Raw genomic sequence first — 25,468 nt, 5'->3', positions numbered from 1 at the left:
AATGTGCACAGCAAGCAATTATATAACTGATAATCATTATTTTGGCCGTAACTTTGACTATGAAATATCCTATAACGAAAGGGTAACCGTTACTCCAAGAAACTATGAGCTTAAATTCAGAAAAATAGATGATATTAAAACCCATTATGCCATGATTGGAATGGCTGCAGGCATTGACGAGTATCCTTTATATTATGATGCATGCAATGAAAAGGGATTGGCCATTGCAGGCCTTAACTTTGAGGGAAATGCAGTCTACATGGAATTTGAAGAGGATATGGTCAACATAGCTCCCTTTGAACTGATTCCATATCTGCTTGGTACCTGCTCCAGCGTGTCTGAAGCCCGTGAGGCACTGAACAAGATCAATCTTGTAAACATTAACTTTGCCGACGAGCTTCCGCTGTCTCCGCTTCACTGGATGATTTCCGATGAGGTTGAATCTATTGTCGTTGAACCGTTGGCAGACGGCCTTAAGGTCTATGACAATCCTGTAGGGGTCTTGACCAACAATCCTCCCTTTGACAAGCAGCTGTTTTACCTGAATAACTACAGGGGTTTGTCCAACAAAAATCCTGAAAACACATTTGGCGTTGATTTGGAGGAGTACTCAAGAGGAATGGGTGCAATAGGTCTTCCGGGGGACCTGTCATCTGCTTCAAGGTTTGCAAAGGTTGCATTTACCCGTGCAAACTCCTATTCTGATAATGATGAGGCAAGCAGCGTAGGCCAGTTTTTCCATATTCTGGGTTCTGTTGAACAGCAGAACGGCTGCACTTTCATAGATGACCCTGATTTGTATGAGTATACCATATACACCTCATGCTACAACACCAACAGGGCAATTCTCTATTACAGGACATATCATAACTCACAAATCACAGCAGTCGATTTGAATCGTGAAAATCTTGATTCATCCGACTTGATAAATTATATGTTAATTAATGAAGAGCAATTCAACTTCATTAATTAAAATTTCTTTTTTTTAGCAATTGATGTGACTGTCAAAATGTTAGCTCTTTGACAGAATTTTCTTAAATTTTTTTATTTTTCTTTGTTTTTGTTAAAAAGTAGTGTCCATCTTTAAAAATGTTTAAATAGTAGTTGTTGTTTGTTTTTCAAGTGGCTTTCATTTTTCTGATATTTTAGTTTTTTATTCCTTTTTAAATTCTTTGAATTTTTAATTAATTTAATATTTTTTTCTTAAACTTATTTTTTCATAGTTTTTCTTTTGTTTGATTGAAAATTAAGCCTTAATAAAGTTTATATAGGTTGGAAGACAAATATTTATATATGAAACCCAAAAATAAATGCCTTCTATTTCTTATTTTGGATGGCAAACAATATATATTTAACTATTTGAATTCTGATCCTGTTCGAAAAAATGATGAAAAATCATCAAAAAGTCATTTTGGCGAAAATACTGTTCAATTTGTTTTATATATTGATGGAATTCTCGATGAAAATTGCTTTATTAATGAAAAAGGAGTTATTGAATACCATGATCCTCATTGTAAGAATTGTTTCTCTAATGATTTAATTAAAAAATCATTTAATAAGCGTAAAATATTTTTAGAAAATGTAATAAGTGTTATAATTAAAGTTAAACGATATTTATGTAAAAAATGCAGAAAATACAGTCAAGTAAGGCTAAATGGAATTTATGAAGATTACTGCAATTTTTCAGTTAAAATGAAAAATAAAGCAGTTAAACTAAGAACTAGAGGTTGGGATTCATTAAGAAATATTACTTGGGCTTATTCTGTCTTTAATGATGTTAAAATGTCTTATGAAACCATTAGAAAATCTTTATTAATTCATGAGGGACTTTACTATTTAAACGAAGAATTAAAAATTTCAGGTTATGTTGCATACGATGTACAATGGATTAGAATCAATAGAAAATGGCATTATCGACATGTATTGTTTGATATAGTCCATAGAATGCCAATAGCAGAGTTATTGGCTAAAAAGGAAGATTCAAAAACAACTAAAAATTTTTTAAAAAACAGTATCCAACCAAAAGACTGCATTGCAATTGTTACAGATTTAAAACCAAGTTATGATAAAATAATGAGAGAATTAGGTTTTGCTCACCAACATTGTACATTTCATTTATTATTAAATATTTATGACTCAATTAGTCCAGAATTAACAAAAATGCGAAAAAAATTTGAAAGAAATTTAAAAAATAAGGAACTAAATCTCTCTGACAATCAAATCAAAGAAAAATCAAAACAATTCATAGAAGATTATAAATCAGAAATAAATGAATATTTAAGTTTAATTTACCAATTATTTAAACAACAAACATACAATAAAGCAATACAATATATAAATTTATTAAAAAGAGAATCAGTTAATTTTCCAAAGCTTTTAAAAGAATATATGAATGAAAAATTTTTCCCAGAATATAAAAAATTCATACACTTCCTTGAAAAAAGACATAAAGGAAAATTAGACAATACAAACAACCAAATAGAAAACTACATAGGCAATACAATGCCACGAGCACACAAAAAGAAGTTTAGAACAATGGAAGGCGTATTTAATCAGATAATGCTTCAAAAAAATGGATGGGTTGAAAAAAGAAAACAAGAGCTAACATTTTGACAGTCCCCAAATGATACCTATTTATATTATAAAAAACTGATATAACTATATTCTATACATTTAGCCAATTTTTTGTGTTCAAATTGGTGCGATGGGGGTAAATTGTTTGAAGAATATAAAATTTATCGCATTAACAACAATATTGATTTTGTTATTGATTGTGATTCCGACATGTTTTGCTATGGATAATGAGACCGCTTTTGCGGTAAGCGATGAAGATGCATTATCTAGTGTGGATGATGATGTCCTTAATGCAGATTACTATTTTGATGCTAACGCTCAAAATGATGATGGTGACGGTTCTCAGGACAATCCCTACAGGAACCTTACATCAAACAGGGTTAAGGACAACTCCATTATTCATCTGAAGGATGGGGAATATCCTTTGAACGCCCAGGTTGGCAGCAAAAACATAACTCTGATAGGTCAAAATCCCCAAAGCACAGTAATCAAATATAATAATCATATAGGGTTTTTTGCTGATAGCTCAATCACTCTTAAGAATTTGACCTTGGTTGGCCTGTCCATTTCAGACCGTTCCAATTCAATTATTAATGCTACAAATGTCATTTTCAAAGATTCCAAAGTAGGTTCAATAAGTGCGACTTTTTCAAATACAAAAGTATATCTTAAAAACTGTACCTTTTTGAATTGTAGTGCAACATCAGGCGGCGCAGTCAGCATTACCGGAGGCAGTCTGGAAATAGTTGACTCATTATTCATGAATAACTATGCAGAGAGGTATGGCGGAGCAATCTATCTTCGTGAAGCCGAATTTGTTTGCAGAAACATGGAAATAATCAATTCCACATCCAAAATGGGCGGAGCGATAACTGCACTATATTCAACTCTTAATATGACTAATGTGACTGCCCGAAACAACACTGCAAGGTATGGTGGAGGTGCAGTATATGCGCTTTTTGGTTCCTTTTCACTTAAAAACTCTGCTTTCTATAACAATACTGCAAAAGACGGTGGAGCACTGTTCATTGATGAGGTGAATAATTTCATACCGTTTAACAATACCTTTGCAGGTAACTCTGCTTTAAGCATTGCAGGTGCAGTCTACTCAGCAGTCAGCAGAAATCTGAATCGCACATCAATTTTGAACGAGTCATTAATGAATTCATTTTTCAACAACGCCGCTAGCCTTGAAAATGATGTTTATGAATGTGAAGCAATCAATCTTAACTATAACTCTTCTCAAAATTACCTGCTTATAAAATCCGGTTCATATTATGATTCCGATTTGCCTTCCAGTTATGATTTAAGGGATTATCATATGGTAACTCCTGTTAGGAATCAGGGTTCAAACGGGAACTGTTGGGCATTCTCTTCACTGGCTTCACTTGAGTCATGTATACTGAAGGCTACAGGAGCCACATATGATTTGTCCGAAGAGAACATGAAGGATTTGATGGCCAAATTTTCAAGCTATGGCTGTCAGATTGAAACAAACACCGGAGGGTATGACCGTATGGGTCATGCTTACCTTGCAAGTTGGCTGGGTCCGGTCAATGAAACTCAGGACCCTTATATAATCGGTGAGGTATTGTCTCCGGTCATGAACAGTATTTTCCATGTTCAAAACATTCTGTTTTTAACTAGAACAAATTATACAGATAATGATGAAATCAAAAGGGCAATAATGAGCTACGGTGCCGTTTCAACATCAATTCATATGTATCAGTCTTCGGATGGAACCGATTTATACAGAAAAGGATCAAATCTTTATTGGTATAGAACAGATAAGAGTGCAAACCATGCGGTTGCAATTGTCGGATGGGATGACAACTATTCAAAAGATAACTTCAAAACAACCCCTCCTGGTGACGGCGCCTGGATAATCAAAAACAGTTGGGGTACCGGCTCAGGCGATAAGGGTTATTATCATGTTTCATATTATGATACCAAATTGGCACAGTTAAACAGTCCATATACCACATATGTTTTCCTTTTCAATGAGTCAATAAAATACGATAAGAATTACCAGTATGACGTAAGCGGAAGGACTGACTTCTTTTTAAACGAATCAAACACTGTCTGGTACAAGAACAGATTCACAGCAACTGACAATGAATGGTTAACTGCAGTTTCAACCTATTTTGAAAAGAACACTGCATGGGACCTGTCAATATACGTAAATGATGTTTTAAGGCATGTCCAGTCAGGAACTGCAACTCCTAGCTATTCAACAATCGAGTTGAGCAGCTTCATTCCACTTGCCATTGGGGATGTCTTTGAAGTTGAATTCAAGATTACTACAGATAAGGAGGCAGGCGTTCCAATTTCTGAAGGCATAATCTCCAACGGAGTTCCAATAAATAAGAAGATGTTTTATGAAAACATTTCATTCATAAGCTATGACGGTGAAAACTGGACTGATTTCTATGGTCTTGAATGGGAATATCCAACACATTCCTATGCAACACAGGTTGCATGCATTAAGGCATTTACGGTATTCGATGTAATCAATACGACCACCAAATTGTCAGTGGATGTCACTGACGTATTTGAAGTAAGGGCTCATGTTTTAAATCAATACAATCTTCCGGTAACAGGAGGTGTCGTCACTTTCACTTTTAACAACAGCAAATATTTCGTTAATGTTGTTAACGGTTTGGCCACACTTAAAATGCCTTTAAAAATCAGTGAGTATGAAGTTTCAGCGGTATTTGATAATGAAGGTTACATTCCATCAAATGATTCAATCAGTTTCAGCACTTCCATGTTGAACACCAGCATTTCCCTTGCAATCAATGAGAACAATCCAATCAACATCACTGCATATGTATATAATGAATATGGCTATCTTATAAATTATGGAAATGTCACATTAACTGTCGATAACGTTCCCTATACTATAGATGTCATCAATGGCACTGCAACACTCAGAAAAGTGTTTGAATTAGGAAAACATAATGTTTCAGCAGTTTTCAATCCAATCTATTATTATAATTCATCAAGCGCCTATCGGGAGTTTGATGTCAGTTTGCTAAGGACAAACGTTACCATATCTGTCAGTGACGTTTACAATCCTATTTCCATCAGCGTAAATGTCACCGATGAGTTCGGCTATGCAGTAACTGCAGGAAATGTCACATTCAATCTTGATGGCGAGATTTTCACACTCAACCTGACCGATGGGGCAGTCAGCTTTACAAGGGCATTCTCCATTGCTTTGCATAATGTTTCCGTTGCCTACAATGGTGTTGAATACTATTATGATTCATCAAATGCATCTAGGGAGTTTAATGCGGTACTGGTAGGTACACAGATTAACTTGACAATTGCCAACGAGTTCAATCCTGTCATCATCACTGTTAACGTTACAGACCAATATGGAGACGCAATTGATGTGGGCAATGTCACCTTCACTGTTGACGGAACACAGCATGTTGTTAATCTCAGCAACGGAACTGCACAATGGGATTGCTTCTTTAAGAATTTAGGTATGAATAATGTCTATGTGACCTATAACGGATTGGATCGATATTATGGCTCATCAAACGCATCAGCTAATGTTTGCGTAAATACTACAATATTGTCAAATGATGCTACAATGACATACGGTTCCAAATATTCATTTGCCCTATTGGACAATTATGGAAATCCGTTGAATCATACAGCAGTTTTAGTCACTGTAGGATCTAAGAATTATAATGTAATCACCGATGAAAATGGTACAGGAATTATCGACATTACTTTAAGCCCTGCCACTTATTCGGCTAAAATCACAAATCCTATAAGCAATGAGGTTAAGGTTCAAACAATCAAGGTACTGCCAAGAATTAATGAAAACAGGGATTTGACAATGTATTACGGTGCAGGCAAATACTATACTGTTCGCGTATTTGACGATGAAGGAAACGTCGCCAAAAACGTCCAAGTGACTTTCACATTAAATAAAAAGCAATACATAAAAACAACCGATGCAAACGGTTATGCATCAATCAAGATTTCATTAAGTCCTGCCAAATATACAATAACTGCAGAATTTAAGGGATTCAAGGTATCAAATAGGATTACAGTCAAATCCACTATAATAACCAAAAACATCAAGGTCAAGAAGGGAAAGACCATCAAGTTCACTGCAAAGCTTGTAAATAAAAACGGCAAAATCCTTAAGAATAAAAAGATCACATTCAAATTCAAGGGCAAGACATATCATGTAAAAACCAATAAGAAAGGCAAGGCCACCCTGAAGATTCATAAGAAATACAGGAAGGGAAAATACACCATCACTTCCAGTTATGGTAAATTGAAAATCAAGAATACTATTAAAATTGTCAAATAGGTGATTTAATTGCGTGGGAATAAATTATTGCTATTATTTTCAATAGTTTTAATTTCTTTACTGGTTATTCCTTCAGCTTTTGGTGCGGATAATGAGACGCACAGTCTGGATTCCAGTCTGGACACTCAACCTATTTGCGATGACATTTATTTTGACTCCAATGCTTTAGATGATAAGGGAAACGGAACAATTGATAATCCATATAAAAATATAGGCAATGGAAGAATCGCCGACAACTCCGTTGTTCATCTCAAGAACGGAAACTATGACATTTTGCAATTCAGCTCCTTTAAAAACATTTCAATCATTGGTGAGGATGCGCCAGATACCGTTATCAGGGGCAGCGGCGGTGTTTTGGTTGCCAATTCACGTTTGTCTTTGGCGAATGTCACTATCTGCAACATGAATATATTGAATCAGGGAGACCTGATTGCCTCAAATGCCATTTTTGCCAACTCTTCCGCCTTATCCAACAGCCAAAAGGGCACAAGCTGCGGCGGAGCCATTTACTGTGCACGGTCTACTTACAATGTGTATCTGACAAATTGCTCTTTTGTAAATAACCGTGCGGCATGTGGAGGTGCAATCTATTTGAGCGGAGGCATTCTGGAGGCATCAGATTGCAGTTTCATTAAAAACACGGCTTCAGATTATGGAGGGGCAATTGCATGGGAATCCAATTATTTCAACGGCAACAGGATTGTGATTAAGCGTTCAAATTTCACAGAAGATGTTTCTATAAAGGATGCGGGCGGCGCAATTTATCTCAAGTACGCAGAGCTGGCCGCTGAGGATTTAAACATTTCCAATTGCCATGGCTGTTTTGGAGGAGGATTCACTCTTTTAAGCTGTAATGCTTCATTGACAAATATTTCAGCATTCAACAATTCCGCAAAATATGACGGGGGAGTCATTTATCAGTTTTACGGCAATCTGACATTGAACAATTCATTTTTATCAGGCAGTCATGCCAAAAATGGGGCGGGATTATTCGTCTGCAATTTGGATATGCTTTCTGTCAATAATGTGTCTTTTGTAAATAACACTGCCGATTTGCTTGCAGGAGCATTTTATTCTCTTGTAAATGAGTTATATGAATTTAACAATATCACATACCTGAACAATTCCGCTTTGGAGCATAATGATTTGTTCAATCAGGACAATATATCACTGATATTTTCAAGCGGCAATTATTCGATGTATTATCATGCCGGTTCCAATTCAACTCTTCCAAGCTATTACAGTTCCTTGGATGAAGGGTATGTAACTCCGGTCAGGAATCAAATGAATGGAGGCAACTGCTGGGCTTTTGCTGCATTGGCGACTCTTGAATCTGCCATATTGAAGGCTTCAGGCAGGGAGCTTGATTTGTCTGAAGAGAACATGAAGAATTTGGCATCCATCTATTCCTATTACGGATGGTCAATGGACACCAACAGGGGCGGTTATGATAATATGGCATTCGGTTATCTTACAAGCTGGCTGGGACCTGTACTTGAAACGGATGACGTATATAACGACCTGAGTGTATTGTCACCCGTATTGGACAGCATTCTGCATGTTCAAAACATGCTGTTTTTAAATAAGACTTCCAATGACGATTTGGATTCAATCAAAAGGGCAATTATGGATTATGGTGCTGTGTTTTCTAAAATTTACATGTATTCCCATTATGATTCTGCCGTTAAGAAGTATGTCCAGTACTATAATGGATTTCTGTCAGGCAATCATGCGGTTTCACTGGTTGGCTGGGACGATGATTTTTTAATTCCTGGAGCTCCGGGCAAGGGTGCATGGATAGCAAAGAACAGCTGGGGCGCAAACTGGGGAAATGACGGATACTTTTACATTTCATATTACGACAGGTCATGCCCTGCCCTTGGAGAAGGTGAAGGGGCAATCGCATTCGTATTCAATGACACCATAAGGTATGACAAGAACTATCAGTATGATTTGGCAAAAACCGATTACCTTTTTAACAACACCACCACAGTTTGGTATAAAAACGTCTTCACAGCAACGGATGATGAATATCTAGCTGCGGTTTCAACATACTTTGAAAAAAGTGCAGATTGGAATATGACAATCAGCATAAATAACGTTTCAAGGGCAATGAAGTCTGGCTTTTCACATCCGGGATACTACACATTCAATCTCGATGAGATGATTTCACTTGCTCTAGGGGATGTCTTTGAGATAATATTTAAAATTACTGTGGAGGGTGATGCGGGAGTTCCTATTTCAGAGATTATAAGCCTTAACAACATTTATTACAGTGAGAATATCTCATTCATAAGCTATGATGGCAATTCATGGACTGATCTTTTTAATTTGACTTGGGAATATCCAAACCACACTTACAACTCACAGGTTGCATGCATTAAGGCATTCACTGTCTTGAATCCAATAAACACCACATTGGAATTGTCCATTGAAAACAGAACCGACGATTGCGCAGATATAATCGCCCGTGTATTGAACCAGTGGGGATATCCGTGCTCAGGCAACGTAACCTTCAGTGTCGGAAATCAGACATATGTCGTCAAATCGGTAAACGGCATAGCTAAAAAGCACATTGATTTGGTAAATGCAAGCCTGTCTGCCGAATTTGATGCCGTCGGATATGTTTCATCAAGGGTTGACCTTGAACTTCACAATCCATTGGTTGAAACAAACATTTCCCTCATAATTGATGATTTCCTCAATCCGTTGAACGTCACTGCAGTCATACGCGATTCAAACAATGAATATGCAAGATTCGGATATGTGACTTTCATCATTGATGATGAGGAATACGTTGTAAAGGTATCAAACGGCACTGCAAAACTTGAAAACATCAATGTCTTTCCGCTAAAATTGAATGTTTCAGCATTCTACAGGGATTCTTTTTACTATGACTCATGCAATGTCACTCAATCAATCGAAATGTTGAGGATCGATACAAAAATCAAACTCAATATCACTTCACCAAGCGAAGCCAACAATCCAGTAAACATCAGGGTGGCTGTGCTTGATTCGGAAGACAATCCGGTTAGAAGCGGCTGGGTATATCTTGATATGGATGGAGACCTCTATGCAGTTGAAGCCGGTGACGGTGTGGTGGAAATCAATCATATATTCTTAAGCACAGGAATCAAGACAATCAAGGTAAGCTTTGATGATGTCTATCTCTACAATTCATCAAATGCCTCTGAAACATTTAACGTTTCAAAAATCAAGGTCGCTCCGTCATTAAATTTTGTCATCGATAAAACCCGTGTGGCTTTTGGTGTAGAGCTTGGAGATGCAGTAAAGGAATTTGAAGCCATTCTCCATGTAAACGGCACTGACTATAATGCCACATCCAAAAGGGGGCTTGCCATATTCGAGATTATAGACCTTGATTTCGGAAGCTATGACTATAGCATAAAATTCATAAGCGACATCTATGAGGCCAAAGACTTTAACGGCGTGTTTAACATTACCGTTCACAAAACCAGATTAAACGCTTCAGATGTTCATATATATTATAATGGAGGTTATGTCGTTGAGCTGAAGGACATGCTTGGCGGTGCGGTTCCGGGCAGGATACTCAATTTGACTGTAGACGGAAAAACATACAATCAGACAACTGACGATAATGGAATTGCAGTTTTCCGCCTTGCTTTGATGAGCGGAGATTATTATGCAGTAATATCATTCGGAGGGGATGACGATTACAGCAAGTCCAGGCTGACAACCACTATCCGGTCAAAATCAACAATAGATTTCACCAATAACGTTTATTCATTCAATTCAAGATATTTGGCTGTTTTGCTCGACTCCAATGGCAGCGCAATTGCAAACAGGAAGGTTCAGGTGCTTTTAAACGGAGCGATGCATGAAGTCTACAGCGACAACAACGGCCAAATCTCATTAACCATCAATTTAAATCCGGGCAGTTATGAGGTCAGGATAACTAATCCTGTTTCCGGTGAGGTCAAAACACACTCAATCAATGTCGTAAAGAGAATATCACAAAACGGCGATTTGAAAATGTATTACGGTGCAGGCAAGCTCTATAAGGTTAGGGTTTGCGATGACAACGGCAATTTCATGGCCGGACTCAATGTCAAATTTACCGTTGCCGGAAAAACCTTTTACTCAAAAACCGATAAGAACGGTTATGCATCCTTAAAGATTAATCTGAAACCCGGAACCTATAGGATTTATGCTGAATATAAATGCTTCAAGGTATCGAATAAGATTGCAGTCAAAACAACATTAATCACTAAAAACATCAAGGTCAAAAAGGGAAAGACAATCAGATTTACTGCAAAACTTCTAAACAAGAACGGAAAAATCCTTAAAAATAAAAAAGTCACATTCAAGTTTAAAGGCAAAACTTATAAACTTAAAACTAATAAAAAAGGTATTGTTACTTTAAAGATTACCAAAAAATATAAGGCTGGAAAATATTCCATCCTAACTAGTTATGGCAAATTGAAAGTTAAAAACACTATTAGAATTAAAAAATAGGATTGGTCTTTATGCTTAAACGTAAATTGCTGATATTATCGGCAATGTTCCTAATTTTGCTGGTTGTTCCATCAGTATTTGCACAGGAAAATGCTACCGATAGTCTTGAATCCAGTGCGGATGCTCAAGCACTTTCCAGTGACTTTTACTTCGACAGCAATGCCACAAACGACCACGGCGAGGGAACTGTTGACGATCCTTACAGGGAGCTGCGCGACGGCAGAATCCTTGACAACTCAGTGATTCACCTTAAAAATGGGGAATATGAATTTTCACAGATTGACACCCACACCAACGTTTCATTCATCGGTCAGGATGCAACAAAGACAATCGTCAAAGGCGATGGAGGAGCTTTAACTGTCAATTCTCCGCTTGTTTTGACAAACGTTACCATTTGTAATCTGAACATATTCGTTCAGGGGGATTTCACTGCTTCAAATGTTATTTTTGCAAACACTTCATCCGTCAAGACAAGCAAATACGGAAACGGTTTGGGTGGGGCCATCTATTGCACAAATGACAAAGCCAATGTCCATTTGACCAACTGCACATTCATCAATAACCGTGCCGGCTGTGGAGGAGCCATTTATTTTAACGGAGGAATCCTAGAAATCACTGATTCCACATTCATCAACAACACTGCCATGAATTACGGCGGGGCAATTGCCTGCGAGTCCAAATATTCCCGGGATATCAGACTGACAGTCAAACGCTCCAAATTCATCAATGACAGATGCATCAAGGATGCCGGTGGTGCTGTTTATATCAAATCAGGAACATTCACCGGTGAGGATTTGGAAATCTCCTCATGCAATGCTACTTTTGGCGGGGCATTTGCTCTTTTAAAGTCATATACAAATTTGAACAACATTAATGCCTTCGCCAATGTGGCCAAATATGACGGCGGTGTCATCTATCAGATTTACGGCAATCTGACATTAAACAATTCAATATTTTCCAACAACCATGCAAAAAACGGTGGGGGATTGTTTGTTGACGCCTCATATCTTCTTGATGCATGCAATAGTTTATTCATAAACAATTCGGCCGATTTGCTTGCAGGGGCATTCTATTCACTTTCAAACGATTATTCAGATTTCAACAATCTCACTTACATCAACAATACTGCCATGGCATATGAGGATCTTTTTAAACAGGACAACGAATCTTTAATATTCACCGGAGGCAACTACACATTATACAATCATGTGCATGATGAATCTCCGCTTCCAAGCTATTACAGCTCTGTTGATGAAGGATATGTCTCACCTGTTAAAAATCAGCAGAATGCAGGCAACTGCTGGGCATTTGCCATATTGTCAACCCTTGAATCAGCAGTGTTGAAGGCATCAGGAAATCTTGATCTGTCAGAGGAAAACATGAAGAATCTGGCGGCCCTCTACTCCCATTACGGCTGGTCAATGGACACCAATGACGGAGGATATGACGATATGGGATTCAGCTATCTGACAAGCTGGCTGGGCCCTGCTCTTGAAAAAGATGACGGATATACGGATTTTGCAGTGCTCTCCCCTATTCTGGATGATATTCTTCATGTTCAAAACATTCTGTATTTAAAAAGATCAAGCCATTCCGATTTGAATTCAGTCAAAAACGCCATCAGGGATTATGGTGGGGTATATGCTCCAATCTATATGGTTGCATATTATGATTTTGCCATTAGGAAATATGTGCAGTGCTATACCGGAGACCATATCTGCGACCATGCGGTCGTGCTGGTCGGATGGGATGACAATTTCCAAATTTCAGGAGCTCCGGGAAAGGGTGCATGGATAGCGAAGAACAGCTGGGGCAGTGAATGGGGAGATAATGGTTACTTCTACGTTTCATATTTCGACAACACATGCCTCAAACCGGGTAATGATGGCACTGCAATTGCATTCATGTTCAATGACACCATGAAATATGACAAGAACTACCAGTATGATATAGCCAAAACCGATTATTTCCTCAACACTACAAAAACCGTATGGTACAAGAACATTTTCAACGCAACAGACAATGAATATCTGGCGGCCGTCTCAACATACTTTGAAAAGAGCACTCATTGGGAGCTTACAATCAGTGTCAACGGCATTCTGAAATTGACAAGGTTGGGGGACTCTCCTGCAGGTTACCGTACCATTGATTTGGGCCAGTTGCTGCCAATCAGTGTCGGGGATGTTTTTGAGGTAATGTTTAAAATTACAGTTGACGGAGATGCGGGTGTGCCGATTTCAGAAAAAATCAGCCTGAACAATCTCTTCTACCGTGAAAACATTTCATACATCAGCTATGACGGCAGTACCTGGAGGGACCTCTTCAATATAACCTGGGATTATCCTGACCATACCTACGAGTCACAGGTGGCATGCATCAAGGCGTTTACAATTCTAAACCCTATAAATTCAACAATCTCATTGGCATTTGAAGACAGAACCTCAGACAGGATAACTATTGTTGCAGAGATATTGAATCAGTGGGGATACCCTATTAATTATGGAAAGCTTGATTTTAAGGTGGATGATGAAACCTACACTCTTGACATAGTCAATGGAGTTGCCAAAAAGCAAATAGCTCTTAAATCAGCAAATGTCACCGTTGAATTTGAAGATGTCGGCTACAGCCATTCCATGGCACATGCCGAACTGCACAATCCGCTCATCAACACAAGCATGGAGCTGAACGTTACAGGCGAGCACAATCCGGTTAATGTCACCGCAAAGGTTGTGGATGAATACGGAAATCCAGTAAAATACGGAAATGTCCTCTTTGACATTGGAGGCGTGAAATATGATGTGGATGTAGTTAACGGTACTGCAAAGCTGGAAAATATTATGGTATCACCTTTGAAATGCACAATCCATGCCCAATATGATGATTTGTTCTTCTATTGCCCTTCCCACGCAGACATGCCGGTGGAGTTGTCATTGATTAAAACAAAAATATCACTTAACATAACAACCAATGAGGCCAACAATCCGGTAAATATAGTTGCATATGTCACAGATTTGAACGGCACTCCCGTTGAAAGCGGAAGAATTGCATTTTTCATCTCCGGCGAGCTTTTCGTTTTGGATTTCACTGATGGAAGAGCATATATCAACCATACCTTCAAACAGACTGGCAACAATACCATTTCCGTAACGTTTTATGACAATGGAATTTACAATTCATCCGTTTATGCAGAAAGGATTCCTGTTTCAAAACTTAAGGTTAACATGACTTTGGACATTGCCGTCGATGAATGTGATGCCTATCTGTCCGTTGGAGTTAAGGACTCCTCCAGAGGTTTCACTGTCAATCTTAGGGTCGACGGTGAAGACCATTTTTATTCAACAACCGAATCATATGTGTTATGCGACCTCAAAGGCCTCAAAATGGGTGACTATGATTATGTCATTGAACTGATAAGCTCTATTTATGAGGCGGATGACCTGGCAGGTTCGTTCCACATCAATCATCAAAACACTCGGATTGACGCTTCGGATGCAATAATTTACTATAACGGCGCTTACTCTGTTGTATTGAAGGATGAAAATGGAAATGCCATTGCTTATAGGGATGTTTACTTAACGGTCAACGGTCAGACAATCAAAAAGAGAACTGATGGTCATGGTGTTGCTGTTTTTAATGTTGCTGCTCCTGTCGGATCTAACCAGGCAAAAATCAGTTTCATCGGGGATGATGAGTACATAAAATCATCAAAAAATGTCAATATTGTTGTCAAATCCACAATAGAATTTGATTCATATACTTATGCACTTAATTCAAGGTATCTGGCCACCTTAAGGGATTCAAACGGCAACCTGCTGATAAACAAGCAGGTAAATATGCTTTTCAATGGGGTTTCTTATAATATAATCAGTGATGGAAAAGGACAAATTTCTATAAACGTGAATCTGAATCCTGGAACATACTCTGTAAAAATAACAAATCCGGTTACCGGTGAGGTCAAAACCCAATCAGTAAGTGTGGTCAAAAGGATAACACAAAACAAGGGTCTGACAGCTTATTACGGAGCAGGCAAGTACTATAAGGTCAAGGTTGTGGACGATTACGGCAAGACAGTTAAGGGCCTGAAGGTCACATTCAAGATAAACGGCAAAAAGTACTATGTATACACCAATAAAAACGGTTATGCTTCCTTGAAAATCACCCAAAAGCCGGGTACCTACACAATAACCGCTGAATATAAGGGATATAAGGTATCAAACAAAATAAAGGTCAAATCCACAATAGTCACCAAAGACATTAAGGTCAAGAAATCAAAAACCATCAAATTCAAGGCCAAGCTTCTCAATTCCAATGGAAAAATACTGAAAAATAAAAAAATCACTTTCAAATTCAAGGGAAAGACCTATAAGGTCAAAACAAACAAGAAAGGCATTGCGGTGTTGAAAATCACCAAAAAATACAGGAAGGGAAAATACACAATCACTTCAAAATACGGAAAATTGACAATAAAAAATAAGATAAGGATAGTGTAATCCTTATTTGTTCGCTTTAATCAGTTTACGTGCAGCTTTAATGTCGGTGTTGTAGATATGTCCGGAAGTTGAGTGGTAGTGCACTCCTCCGAAGTTCAGCTTTTCACCGATTATTTCCTTGTTGACTTCCTCTTTCATCTTAAGGCCAAGATAGGCAATGAAAAACATGTTTGAGTAGAATGCTCCGAAAATGTCGTTGCTTCTGAATATGCAGTGGATTGTAAGCTCATTGTCACGGACAAGGCATTGCAGGAACTGAAGACATGGAATGTCCTCCTCTTCGGCATCCTCAATAGGGTTGATTGTAACTGCCACAGCACGGTTTGAACCTGTTGCAGTCAGGATTCTTTTTTTCATGCTTTCGAATTGGTCAACATCAAAATGAGCGAAGATACGATTTGGATATGTATATACAAACCCTTGAGTGTTGTTGATTATTGCAGGATCCTCTACAGATTGCACATAGTTGTATAATGCGTCGCTTTTGATTGGGCATCCTTCAATATCGAACTTGCCTGCCTTGATGTCTGCCAGCATCATGTCTGTGGTGTAGTTTTGATATTTTGCCCTGAACTTCAAATCCAGAGGGTCGTCAATTATATAGAAATTTCCCAAGCTTTCCAACAAGTGATGATTGGAATCCTTGTAGGTTTCCTTTCCGGTCTTTAGGATTTTATCGACAAAATCCAAATAGCATTGATTAATTGTTAACATAATAAAACAGTCCTTTAAATTATATTTTACTATGTATCGCATAATATATATTTTTAATTAATCATGATTCTACATGAATATTCACTTATCCTTCATGTTTAATGAATATAAACAATTTTTTTTATTAATTGATTTGAGTATATTCAATTATTTTTTCATGTGCATTGTAAATGTAAAGTTTATATATGTTGTTAAATAAAGAATAACATATGCTATATTTTTAGTCTTTAATATAGTTAAAAAAATTAAAAGGGGGTGAAAAACAAGTGATTAAAAAGACGAAGCTATTGATAATTGCTTTATTGCTACTGTTCGTTTCGATTGGAGCGGTCTGCGCTCAGGAAAATGTTACTGCAGATGATATTGCCGGTACTGATAATATCGATGATGTCGATGATGCTGTTGATGTTGAAACTCCCAAGTTAGGCCAAGAACAGACAGGAGAGGTTTTATCTGATGATTCTGTTGGAAATTTCACTGAATTGTCTGATTTAATTTCTAGTAGTGCTGCAGACAGCACTATTAACTTAACTAAGGATTATAAATACGTTTCAGGAGATAAGGTGTATAGTAGTGGAATTTCTATTAATAAGAAATTAACGATTAATGGTAATGGCCACACTATAAACGCTTCCGACTGTGTTGCAATTTTTAGTGTTAGTGCATCTGATGTGGTCTTGAAGAATATAACTTTCACAAATGGATATGCCAGTTATATGGGGGCAGCAATCTCAGCATCAGGAAATAATTTTAAGATAATGGATTCGGTATTCAAGGACAGTAAAACAACATTGGCTGTTGTATACACTTCTGGGAGTTATGCATCAATTATTAATTCCACATTTATCAATAATAAAGGGGAAGGTGCCGTTGCACTATATTCGTATGGATATAATCATAAGGTTATAGATTGTAAATTCATTGATAATATGGCGACTAGGCAGTATGCAGCGGCAATATTTCTACGGGGAGACCAAGGAAGGATTACCAATTCAGAATTTATCCACAATGTTGCCAATACCACTTCAGATCAAAGGTATCCTGATGGTGGAGCAATCTATATTTTTGGTAATTATGCCACAATCGATGGCTGCAATTTTACAGACAATATACAACTGAAAACCGGTGGGGGAGCTCTTTACTGTGGTGGATTTTATGGAACCTTAAAAAACTGTAATTTCATCAACAATTCCGCTCCAATGTCTCATGGAGGTGGAGTCTCTATTTTAGGTGGAGGATGGACCATTTCCAATACCTATTTTGAAAACAATACGGCCGCCACTGCCGGAGGAGGATTGTATCACAATGCAGTATGGGGAACATTATACAATTTGACATTCGTTAACAACTCCGCCCATATGGGTGGTGGAGCGCATCTTTCCTATGATTATTATCGCGTAACTGACATGAATTATGCTTATACTACCTTATCTGATTCAAGATTCATTAATAATCATGCGATATATGGTGGAGGGGCACTCAACACAATTTCCCATGTCAATGTTGACAACTGTGAATTTATAGATAATTCAGCGAATAATTATGGTGGTGCATTAAGCATTGGGTTTTCCAACATAACAAATTCAAGATTTATAAATAATACAGCCCCATATGGCGGAGCGGTATTTTCATATGCATCAGGGGTGACAGATTCCAATTTCACTGACAATAACGCCAATTTCGGAAATTCCGTTTATGTTGTTACAAAATCATATCTGAATAATAATAGTGGTGATGACGACGCTTTCAGCAAACCAGCTATCGATGGTGGTCAAATTACAGGTTCACACGATGTTGAACATATGCTTGAAACGGAAGCGGGATATTATGGATTCTGTTCTGAATTATATAATTTCAATCCTTATACCGGGGTGTATGATGATACCATGGATTTCATAAAGAATTCCATCAACGGCGAGCCTGTCAAGGAGTATCTGAAAATTTTGATCTACAGATTCCTTGATAACTTTGAAGACTTGAAGCAGACAGGATTCCACAATTACGTTTGGGCATTCACTGACAGGGAATACTGGAATTCAGATGATCCTATAGTTCAAAGCGTAATTGAGCTTTATGATTCAGGATTCAGGGTTCCTAGCGCCAATGCCTGTAAGGTTCTTCCAAACGGAACATTGATGTACATCAATTATTCCTCAATGGTTACACCGTCTTCCCAGCAGAACCTGTTCCTTTTCAAGTTTGCATACGGTGAAGAGATCAATCAGGTTTTCACTAAGGATGCAATAATCAACAAAACCATTTACATTGGAGATACGGTTGACTACAGGCTTGTTATCAACAACAAGGGTAATCTTCCGGTATATGACAACTGGGTTGAGGACAAGGAACATTCCGACGGTCTGGTCTATCAGTCATGGAGGGCAGAAGTTGGAAACTGGACTTACAACGAGCAGCTGCATCGCTGGTATCTGGACGTTCTGGAACCTGGAAGGTCAGCGTCCATTATCCTGACATTCGGTGTGACCTTGGAAGGTTTGTTAATTAACAATGCAACCTCAGGTTTAGGGGATAAGAATGTCAACAACAGCGCTGCAGGTTTGAAAGCTGAAAATCCAAACATGACAGTTAAAAAGAAGACAATTACTCCTCAAGTCAATATTAGCGATTTGGCAATATTTGAAATTGTCGTCACCAACACCGGAGATGTCGATTTGAATAATGTTTTCGTTTGTGAAAGTGAGTTTGACTCCGAGCTTGTTTATGTGGACTTTACTTCAAAGGTGGGAACCTGGAGGCATAGCGTAAATAAGGAAGGTAAGCATGTGTTTACCTTGGCCGAGGTTCTTGAACTGGAAGACAGTGCAAGTTTCAGGGTATTTTTCAATACCACTAAAGCCGGAAACTTTTCAAATACCGTTACAGCCGGTTTCAACGACACAACTCTTTCAAATTCCACTAACACGACAGAAGTTATAGGAAATGACACTCCAGTGGTTCCTTCCAACGAAACCAATGGAACTAATGGAACTAATGAAACCAAGGAAACGGTTGATATAACTCCTGTTGAACCAACAGACAACGATACAGCTGATGGGGAGGTTGATGATGAAATCTCTGAAACTCCTCCTCCTGAGGATAGGCGAAAAGCTGTTTCAAAGCATCCGGTAGATGAAAAAGCTACGGGAAATCCTTTGTTGGCTTTGATGTTGGCTCTGATATTGATACCTATTAGAAGATTTAAAAAATAAATCTTCTACTTTTTTTTATTTTTTGATATGGATGGACCCGTCCAGATTATTTGAATTTCAACCTTCTTTTAAAAATTCAACATATTGATGTTATTATTTTTATTAAAAATAAGTAACTATTGTTTTAATTGATTCTATTTTTAAGTATATTGCAGGTGATGGTAGTGGAATTTTTCATTCGATTTTTTTGATGAGTTTTGCCGGAACCCCTCCGACAACGGTTTTTGCCATGACGTCTCTGGTTACGACGGCACCTGCCGCAACGATTGCTCCCTCGCCTATTGTGACTCCTGGCAAAATTGTGGCATTGGAGCCTATCCATGCCTTGTCTTTGATATGCACAGGGCTTGGATGCAGTTCAGCTCTTTTTTCTATTTCAAAATCATGATTCAAAGTTAATAGGCAAACGTTATGTCCAATCAGAACGTCATCACCGATATATACTCCGCCCTGATCCTGCATTGTGCAGTTGGAGTTGATGAACACGTTTTCTCCGATATGTATGTTTTTTCCGCAGTCTGTATGGAATGGCGGAACGAGCCTCAATGTTTCATTAACCTCCTGTCCGGTCAGTTCGGCCATTATCTGTCTGATCTCGTCTTCGGTATGGTACTCGCAGTTCAGCTTCATCTTGATTCTTGTAGCTTCCAGGAGCAAATCATCACATAATTCCTGGGCTTCGGATGGGTAATGAATTGTTTTCCCCCTGTTTGCATGTTCCAAAAATTCTTCTAGATTCATATTTAATATTTTATCTCAATTGATTAATAATAATTATCATATTTATTATTTAAATCATGAACCGAGTTGTTTTAAGTCTCATTCCGATGGGATAAGATAGAATCCATGATATCAAAACACACCATAACCTATTTAAACAATAAAAGTTAACTATTATTCATATTATGATTTTGCCGATGGCAATTTAAACTTCTATCAATTCAAGTGGGATACTATGTTAAATTTAAGGATAAATGCCAAAAATAATGTGTTTAACTGTTATAAGCTGTTTTTCAACGTTTCTTAATATGCTATATTATTCATTTCAAACCAATTTAAAAATTGCCGTAATCTCGTTAAATTGAATATATCAATTTGAATATATTTGGAATAGATTGGGAAGACTTTTTGAAAAAAATTATTTATGATAATCATGTTTTTTTTTCAAATGCAGATATTTATATTTCTTGTTTCCGAAAATTAGGGGTTCTAATAGTCTTAAGGGATTTGTAAAATTAAAGAGGATGAATTAAATGTTATTTAATACAATTGAAGAATATAATAATGATTTAAACGATATTGAATCTCGTTTACATAGTATGGAAGAACGTATGAAACAATATCCTGAAAGAAAGGGCATTGCAATAAATTACAATAGTTTTAAACAGCTTCATGATATTATCTTAAAAGATCGTGAAGATTATGTTAAAATGCTTGGGGAAAATACAAAGGTTCATTTCAATAATGAGGCGAAACATGATTTTTCCCTTCAGTCAATGTCTGAGATATTTGGCGGAGTCAACGATTTGACTTTTTCTCTTGCGGACATATTGAAAAGTGCAAAAGGCTTGAAATCAGATCATATCCCTTCAGTCAGGAAGGTTTCAAGCGGTTCCCTTCATCTGACATTTTCAATGGGGGATGAAAAGACAGACTTGAGGGAAGTTCAGTTGAACTATGATATATTCAACACGTTATTTGATGTTTTTGAATGTGGTGAGGAGGACATTCCAAAATTAAATGACAAGTTGGGAGGTAAGTTCATATCCAGCTATCAGAACTTCCTCAATATTCTAATTAAGCATAAGCTGGACATCACTTTGGAAAATTCAGCGAGAAATGTGACACTCACTCATGAGGATGCCCTAAAGGTATATAACATATTGTCACGCTAAAAAAAGTGGGGGTAAAATATCAGCTTGTATATCTTACCATCAGACTGAATAGTTCCTTTGCCCTGTCGGTGGAATTGGCTGCGGTTATGTTTTTGGGTATTTCATATACGAATGTCGGATAGCCCGCCTTTGCAATCGGGCATGATACAAGCTGCGATGAAGTTGAATTGTATGCCTCATTGTCGGTTGTAGGATAGTTTTCAAAATCGCTTGTTGCATAGATTTTTTTGGCTATTTCCACTGACGCATCATCCATTTCGGGAGTTGCCAGATAGAATCCTTCATCATCACCCTTGTCTTGTGAATGGCTGATTATTACACAATTCGCACCGGATTTTGTAACATCAGGATTTACATAGTCATGAACGAGCTTCTCTCCGTTTGCCCTTCCCTTGTCATAGTTTTTTGCATCTTTTGTCACATTTACCTGATAATGTATGACGTTGACTTCGGAATGTCCGTTTGCATATTCCTTGGCCGCCTGAATTTCAGGACCTATTGAAACATTTTCCCGTGGATGCATTCCTGTAATCAGTGCAATTGTATCTTCTGATGTCTCGCATCCGTAAATAATTCTTTCAACACTCCCCAAATCGTTTTTTGCAAGTACCTTATAGGATACATGCTTGTCCTGATAGTTTTCAAGGGCCATAGCAGCTCCAAGGGCAATCAGGATTACAAAAATGAGAAGCACTTTTGTTCTTCTTTTCAAAGTTTCACCTTAATTTAATTTTTCGTTTATTTAATTAATAATTTTTTGGTGAAGTTCAAAATAAAAAAGAATAAGGCCGGATTGCTCCAACCCTATCCGCCAATTTTAGTTGTCTCATAACTAATATGTTTCTCATAATTCATTGTAAAGAACGGGGAAAATTCTTTACGTTATACTGTTAGTTTTCAAAATATATATTGTTTTCCTTTGTTTTGAGGTCAATTCAATTGTTTTAAAGCAATTTTACATAACCTGAATTGCTGAATTTAAATATAATGGTTTTTTCGTTGCAATTTCACAAGGCAAATGCAATCATCCTGCCCCAAAAATCCGATGATTTTTTTTGAATGAACAGCTACTTTTTTTGATTTAACTTCCCTAAAATTAAATAAACTTTCATTTTTAGGATACTTTTAAATATATTATAAAATATAATTATTAATACTTAAATCTTTTAAGTGACAATTCAAAAATGAGTGAAAAATATGACAAACGAAGACTTTGCAAAAAAGATAAAGGACATTAGAGAAAGACAGGACATGTCAATTGAAGAACTTTCCGAGAGAAGCGGAGTAAAGCTTGAAGTTTTAGAGGCTATGGAAGCCGGGGAAGTAATTCCGTCCCTCACCCCACTGACCAAAATGGCAAGGGCATTAGGCGTAAGGCTCGGAACATTTCTCGACGACACACCTGAACTGGGACCTGTAGTCACAAGAGGCGGCGTAACAGAAAACTCACTTTATTTCTCAGGAAGGGAAGACGTTACCAATGCAACCAACCTTGAGTTCCACTCCCTAGGTGCAGGAAAGATTGACAGGAACATCGATCCGTTTTTAATCGACATAGAATTTGAGGAAGGCGAAAAGGAACTTTCATCCCACGAAGGGGAAGAGTTCATATATGTTCTTGAAGGCGAAATCGAAGTGATTTATGGAAAGGACACATTCACCATCGGAGAGGGTGACACAATATTTTATGACTCAGTGGTGCCTCACCACCTCCACGCAAGCGGAAATGACAAGGCAAAGATACTTGCCGTGCTGTACACTCCATACTAATATGATTGAGGGCTTGATAATATGTTTGAAATATCACAAAAGACAGGGGACAATGCTGTAATCAAATTTTTCACTCAGGATTTGGGATTGTTGCGTTTGCAGAACTATTATTTGAGCCAAGATATGTTGAATTAAAAAAATTTTAGGAGTCATTATTATGAGTGAATTATTTACAGAACTTCCATTAGGAAAGTTTTTCGAATCAATGGTTGAAAAACAGCCTGACCATGAATTTATCGTTTATCCGGACAGAAACTTAAGATTTACATACAAGGAATTTGATGAAAGAATTGATAATCTGGCAAAAGGAATGCTGGCTATCGGAATTGAAAAGGGGGACCATGTCGGAATTTGGGCCAAAAACGTTCCGGAATGGCTGACCTACATGTTTGCAACCGCAAAAATAGGTGCGACAATAGTGACAGTCAACACAGCATACCAGTCCCATGAGCTCGAATACGTGCTCAAGCAATCAGACATGAAGGCATTGGCAATGACTGACGGGTTCAGGGACACCAGCTATTTCGACATTATAAATGAACTGGTTCCAGAGCTTAAAAGCTGTGCAAGAGGACACCTTGTCGCTGAAAAATTCCCTCGCTTAAAGTTCATTTTCCATGTCGGCCAGGAAAAGCATCGCGGAATGTACAATACCAATGAACTGATTCTGCTTGGTATGAACTATGACGACGACGAATACCAGAAGATTAAGGATTCTGTCACACAGCATGACGTAATCAACATGCAGTACACATCAGGAACTGAAGGTTTTCCAAAAGGTGTCATGCTCACCAGTCGTAACATCGTAAACGACGGATACTACATCGGGGAAAACATGAACTACACCGCCAAGGACAGACTGCTCCTGCAGGTGCCGCTGTTCCACTGTTTCGGTACAGTTTTAGGAGTGATGGCGGTCATCACCCACGGATCAACCATGGTTGTCCTTGAGGAATATGACCCGTTGCTTGCTATATCCTCAATCCAGAAGGAAAAGTGCACCTCAATCTATGGTGTTCCTACAATGTTTATCGGAATGATGAACCACCCTATGTTTGAAATGTTTGACATGAGCTCTCTTAGAACCGGTATCATGGCAGGGTCAACTTGTCCTGTTGAAACCATGAAGGATGCTATCGAAAAGATGAACATGAAGGAGATTACAAGCGTATACGGTCTTACCGAAGCCGCACCGGGCTTTACACAGACCAATGCCGCCGATTCATTCGAGAAAAAAATCAACACCGTTGGCCGCAAGTTCCCGAACATCGAAGTAAAAATCGTCGATCCCGAAACCGGCGAGGAATTGGGTCCCGGCGAAACCGGTGAGATAATGTGCAGGGGATTCAACGTCATGAAGGGATACTACAACATGCCCGAAAAGACCGCAGAGACAATCGAACCTGACGGATGGCTTCACTCAGGAGACCTTGCGACAGTCGATGAGGATGGATACTACTCCATTGTGGGCCGTATCAAGGACATGATCATCCGTGGAGGAGAAAACATATATCCTCGTGAAATCGAGGAATTCCTGTTCACCCATGAGTGCGTGCAGGATGTTCAGGTTGCAGGAATCCCTGATGAAAAGTACGGTGAGCTCGTAGGTGCATTCATTATTAAGGAAGACGGGTTTGACGATGTCACAGAAGCGGATATCCGTGACTTCTGCATAGGTTCCATTGCAAGGTACAAGGTGCCTAAATACGTGTTCTTCGTGGATGAGTTCCCGCTCACTACAAGCGGAAAAATCCAGAAGTACAAGCTGGGCGATCTGGGCCTTAAGCTATTGGATGAACGCCGTGAAAGGGGAGAATTATAGTTCTCCTAAACCATTTTTTTTTACATTGTCATATCAATATTGTTCCGATTTCATCAAAAAAACATGCACCGAAACTTAAATGATTTTGGATGAATTTTATTTTTTTCTAAATTTTTATAACATTGTTATTATCATAATAATTTTTCTGCTGAATTTCAGCT

12 protein-coding genes are annotated in these 25,468 nt (G+C 38.0%); 9 read left to right on the top strand and 3 right to left on the bottom strand.

Features of this window, described 5'->3' with window-relative positions; all coding sequences use genetic code 11:
* The first annotated feature begins 1 nt into the window (after window position 1).
* From bsh to QZ138_RS01735, 5 genes are all read left to right on the top strand, one after another.
* Entirely contained in the window at window positions 2-973 is a 972-nt protein-coding gene (gene bsh, locus QZ138_RS01755; protein ID WP_292885466.1) for a choloylglycine hydrolase, read from the top strand.
* Between the two features lie 320 nt (window positions 974-1,293).
* The gene (locus QZ138_RS01750; RefSeq protein WP_292885463.1) at window positions 1,294-2,613 is read left to right on the top strand and encodes a hypothetical protein; all 1,320 of its coding nucleotides are present in this window, start codon (window positions 1,294-1,296) and stop codon (window positions 2,611-2,613) included.
* Window positions 2,614-2,719: 106 nt separating this feature from the next.
* Window positions 2,720-6,910: a C1 family peptidase gene (locus tag QZ138_RS01745; protein WP_292885460.1), complete on the top strand. Its 4,191-nt coding sequence runs from the start codon at window positions 2,720-2,722 to the stop codon at window positions 6,908-6,910.
* A gap of 9 nt (window positions 6,911-6,919) precedes the next feature.
* Window positions 6,920-11,407 carry a C1 family peptidase gene (locus QZ138_RS01740; RefSeq protein WP_292885456.1) on the top strand — a complete coding sequence of 1,496 codons (4,488 nt, stop codon included), beginning with the start codon at window positions 6,920-6,922 and terminating at the stop codon, window positions 11,405-11,407.
* Between the two features lie 11 nt (window positions 11,408-11,418).
* Complete coding sequence (locus tag QZ138_RS01735) at window positions 11,419-15,897, top strand: C1 family peptidase (RefSeq protein WP_292885453.1); 4,479 nt, start codon at window positions 11,419-11,421, stop codon at window positions 15,895-15,897.
* A 3-nt stretch (window positions 15,898-15,900) separates the two neighbouring features.
* Here QZ138_RS01735 and QZ138_RS01730 read toward each other — a convergent pair whose 3' ends face one another.
* Window positions 15,901-16,611, bottom strand: coding sequence for a thymidylate synthase (locus tag QZ138_RS01730; RefSeq protein ID WP_292885450.1), 711 nt, complete (start codon window positions 16,609-16,611; stop codon window positions 15,901-15,903).
* A 266-nt stretch (window positions 16,612-16,877) separates the two neighbouring features.
* Between QZ138_RS01730 and QZ138_RS01725 the strand changes: the two genes are divergently transcribed.
* Entirely contained in the window at window positions 16,878-19,820 is a 2,943-nt protein-coding gene (locus QZ138_RS01725; RefSeq protein ID WP_292885447.1) for a pectate lyase-like adhesive domain-containing protein, read from the top strand.
* Between the two features lie 174 nt (window positions 19,821-19,994).
* Here QZ138_RS01725 and QZ138_RS01720 read toward each other — a convergent pair whose 3' ends face one another.
* The gene (locus QZ138_RS01720; protein ID WP_292885445.1) at window positions 19,995-20,561 is read right to left on the bottom strand and encodes a sugar O-acetyltransferase; all 567 of its coding nucleotides are present in this window, start codon (window positions 20,559-20,561) and stop codon (window positions 19,995-19,997) included.
* A 512-nt stretch (window positions 20,562-21,073) separates the two neighbouring features.
* Between QZ138_RS01720 and QZ138_RS01715 the strand changes: the two genes are divergently transcribed.
* The gene (locus QZ138_RS01715; RefSeq protein ID WP_292885442.1) at window positions 21,074-21,715 is read left to right on the top strand and encodes a hypothetical protein; all 642 of its coding nucleotides are present in this window, start codon (window positions 21,074-21,076) and stop codon (window positions 21,713-21,715) included.
* Between the two features lie 19 nt (window positions 21,716-21,734).
* Here the strand turns inward: QZ138_RS01715 and QZ138_RS01710 are convergent, their stop codons facing one another.
* Window positions 21,735-22,427, bottom strand: coding sequence for a hypothetical protein (locus QZ138_RS01710; RefSeq protein ID WP_292885439.1), 693 nt, complete (start codon window positions 22,425-22,427; stop codon window positions 21,735-21,737).
* A 485-nt stretch (window positions 22,428-22,912) separates the two neighbouring features.
* Here QZ138_RS01710 and QZ138_RS01705 point away from each other — a divergent pair, with 485 nt between their 5' ends.
* Both QZ138_RS01705 and QZ138_RS01700 read left to right on the top strand, forming a co-directional pair.
* Window positions 22,913-23,485 (top strand): XRE family transcriptional regulator, encoded by a 573-nt coding sequence (locus tag QZ138_RS01705; RefSeq protein ID WP_292601857.1) that lies wholly within the window; start codon window positions 22,913-22,915, stop codon window positions 23,483-23,485.
* Window positions 23,486-23,642: 157 nt separating this feature from the next.
* Window positions 23,643-25,307: an AMP-binding protein gene (locus QZ138_RS01700; protein ID WP_292885437.1), complete on the top strand. Its 1,665-nt coding sequence runs from the start codon at window positions 23,643-23,645 to the stop codon at window positions 25,305-25,307.
* Window positions 25,308-25,468 lie beyond the last annotated feature (161 nt).

Source organism: Methanobrevibacter sp. UBA212, from assembly GCF_905233225.1.
Classification (GTDB): Archaea; Methanobacteriota; Methanobacteria; order Methanobacteriales; family Methanobacteriaceae; genus Methanocatella.
This window is presented reverse-complemented; position numbering and strand designations above follow the sequence as displayed.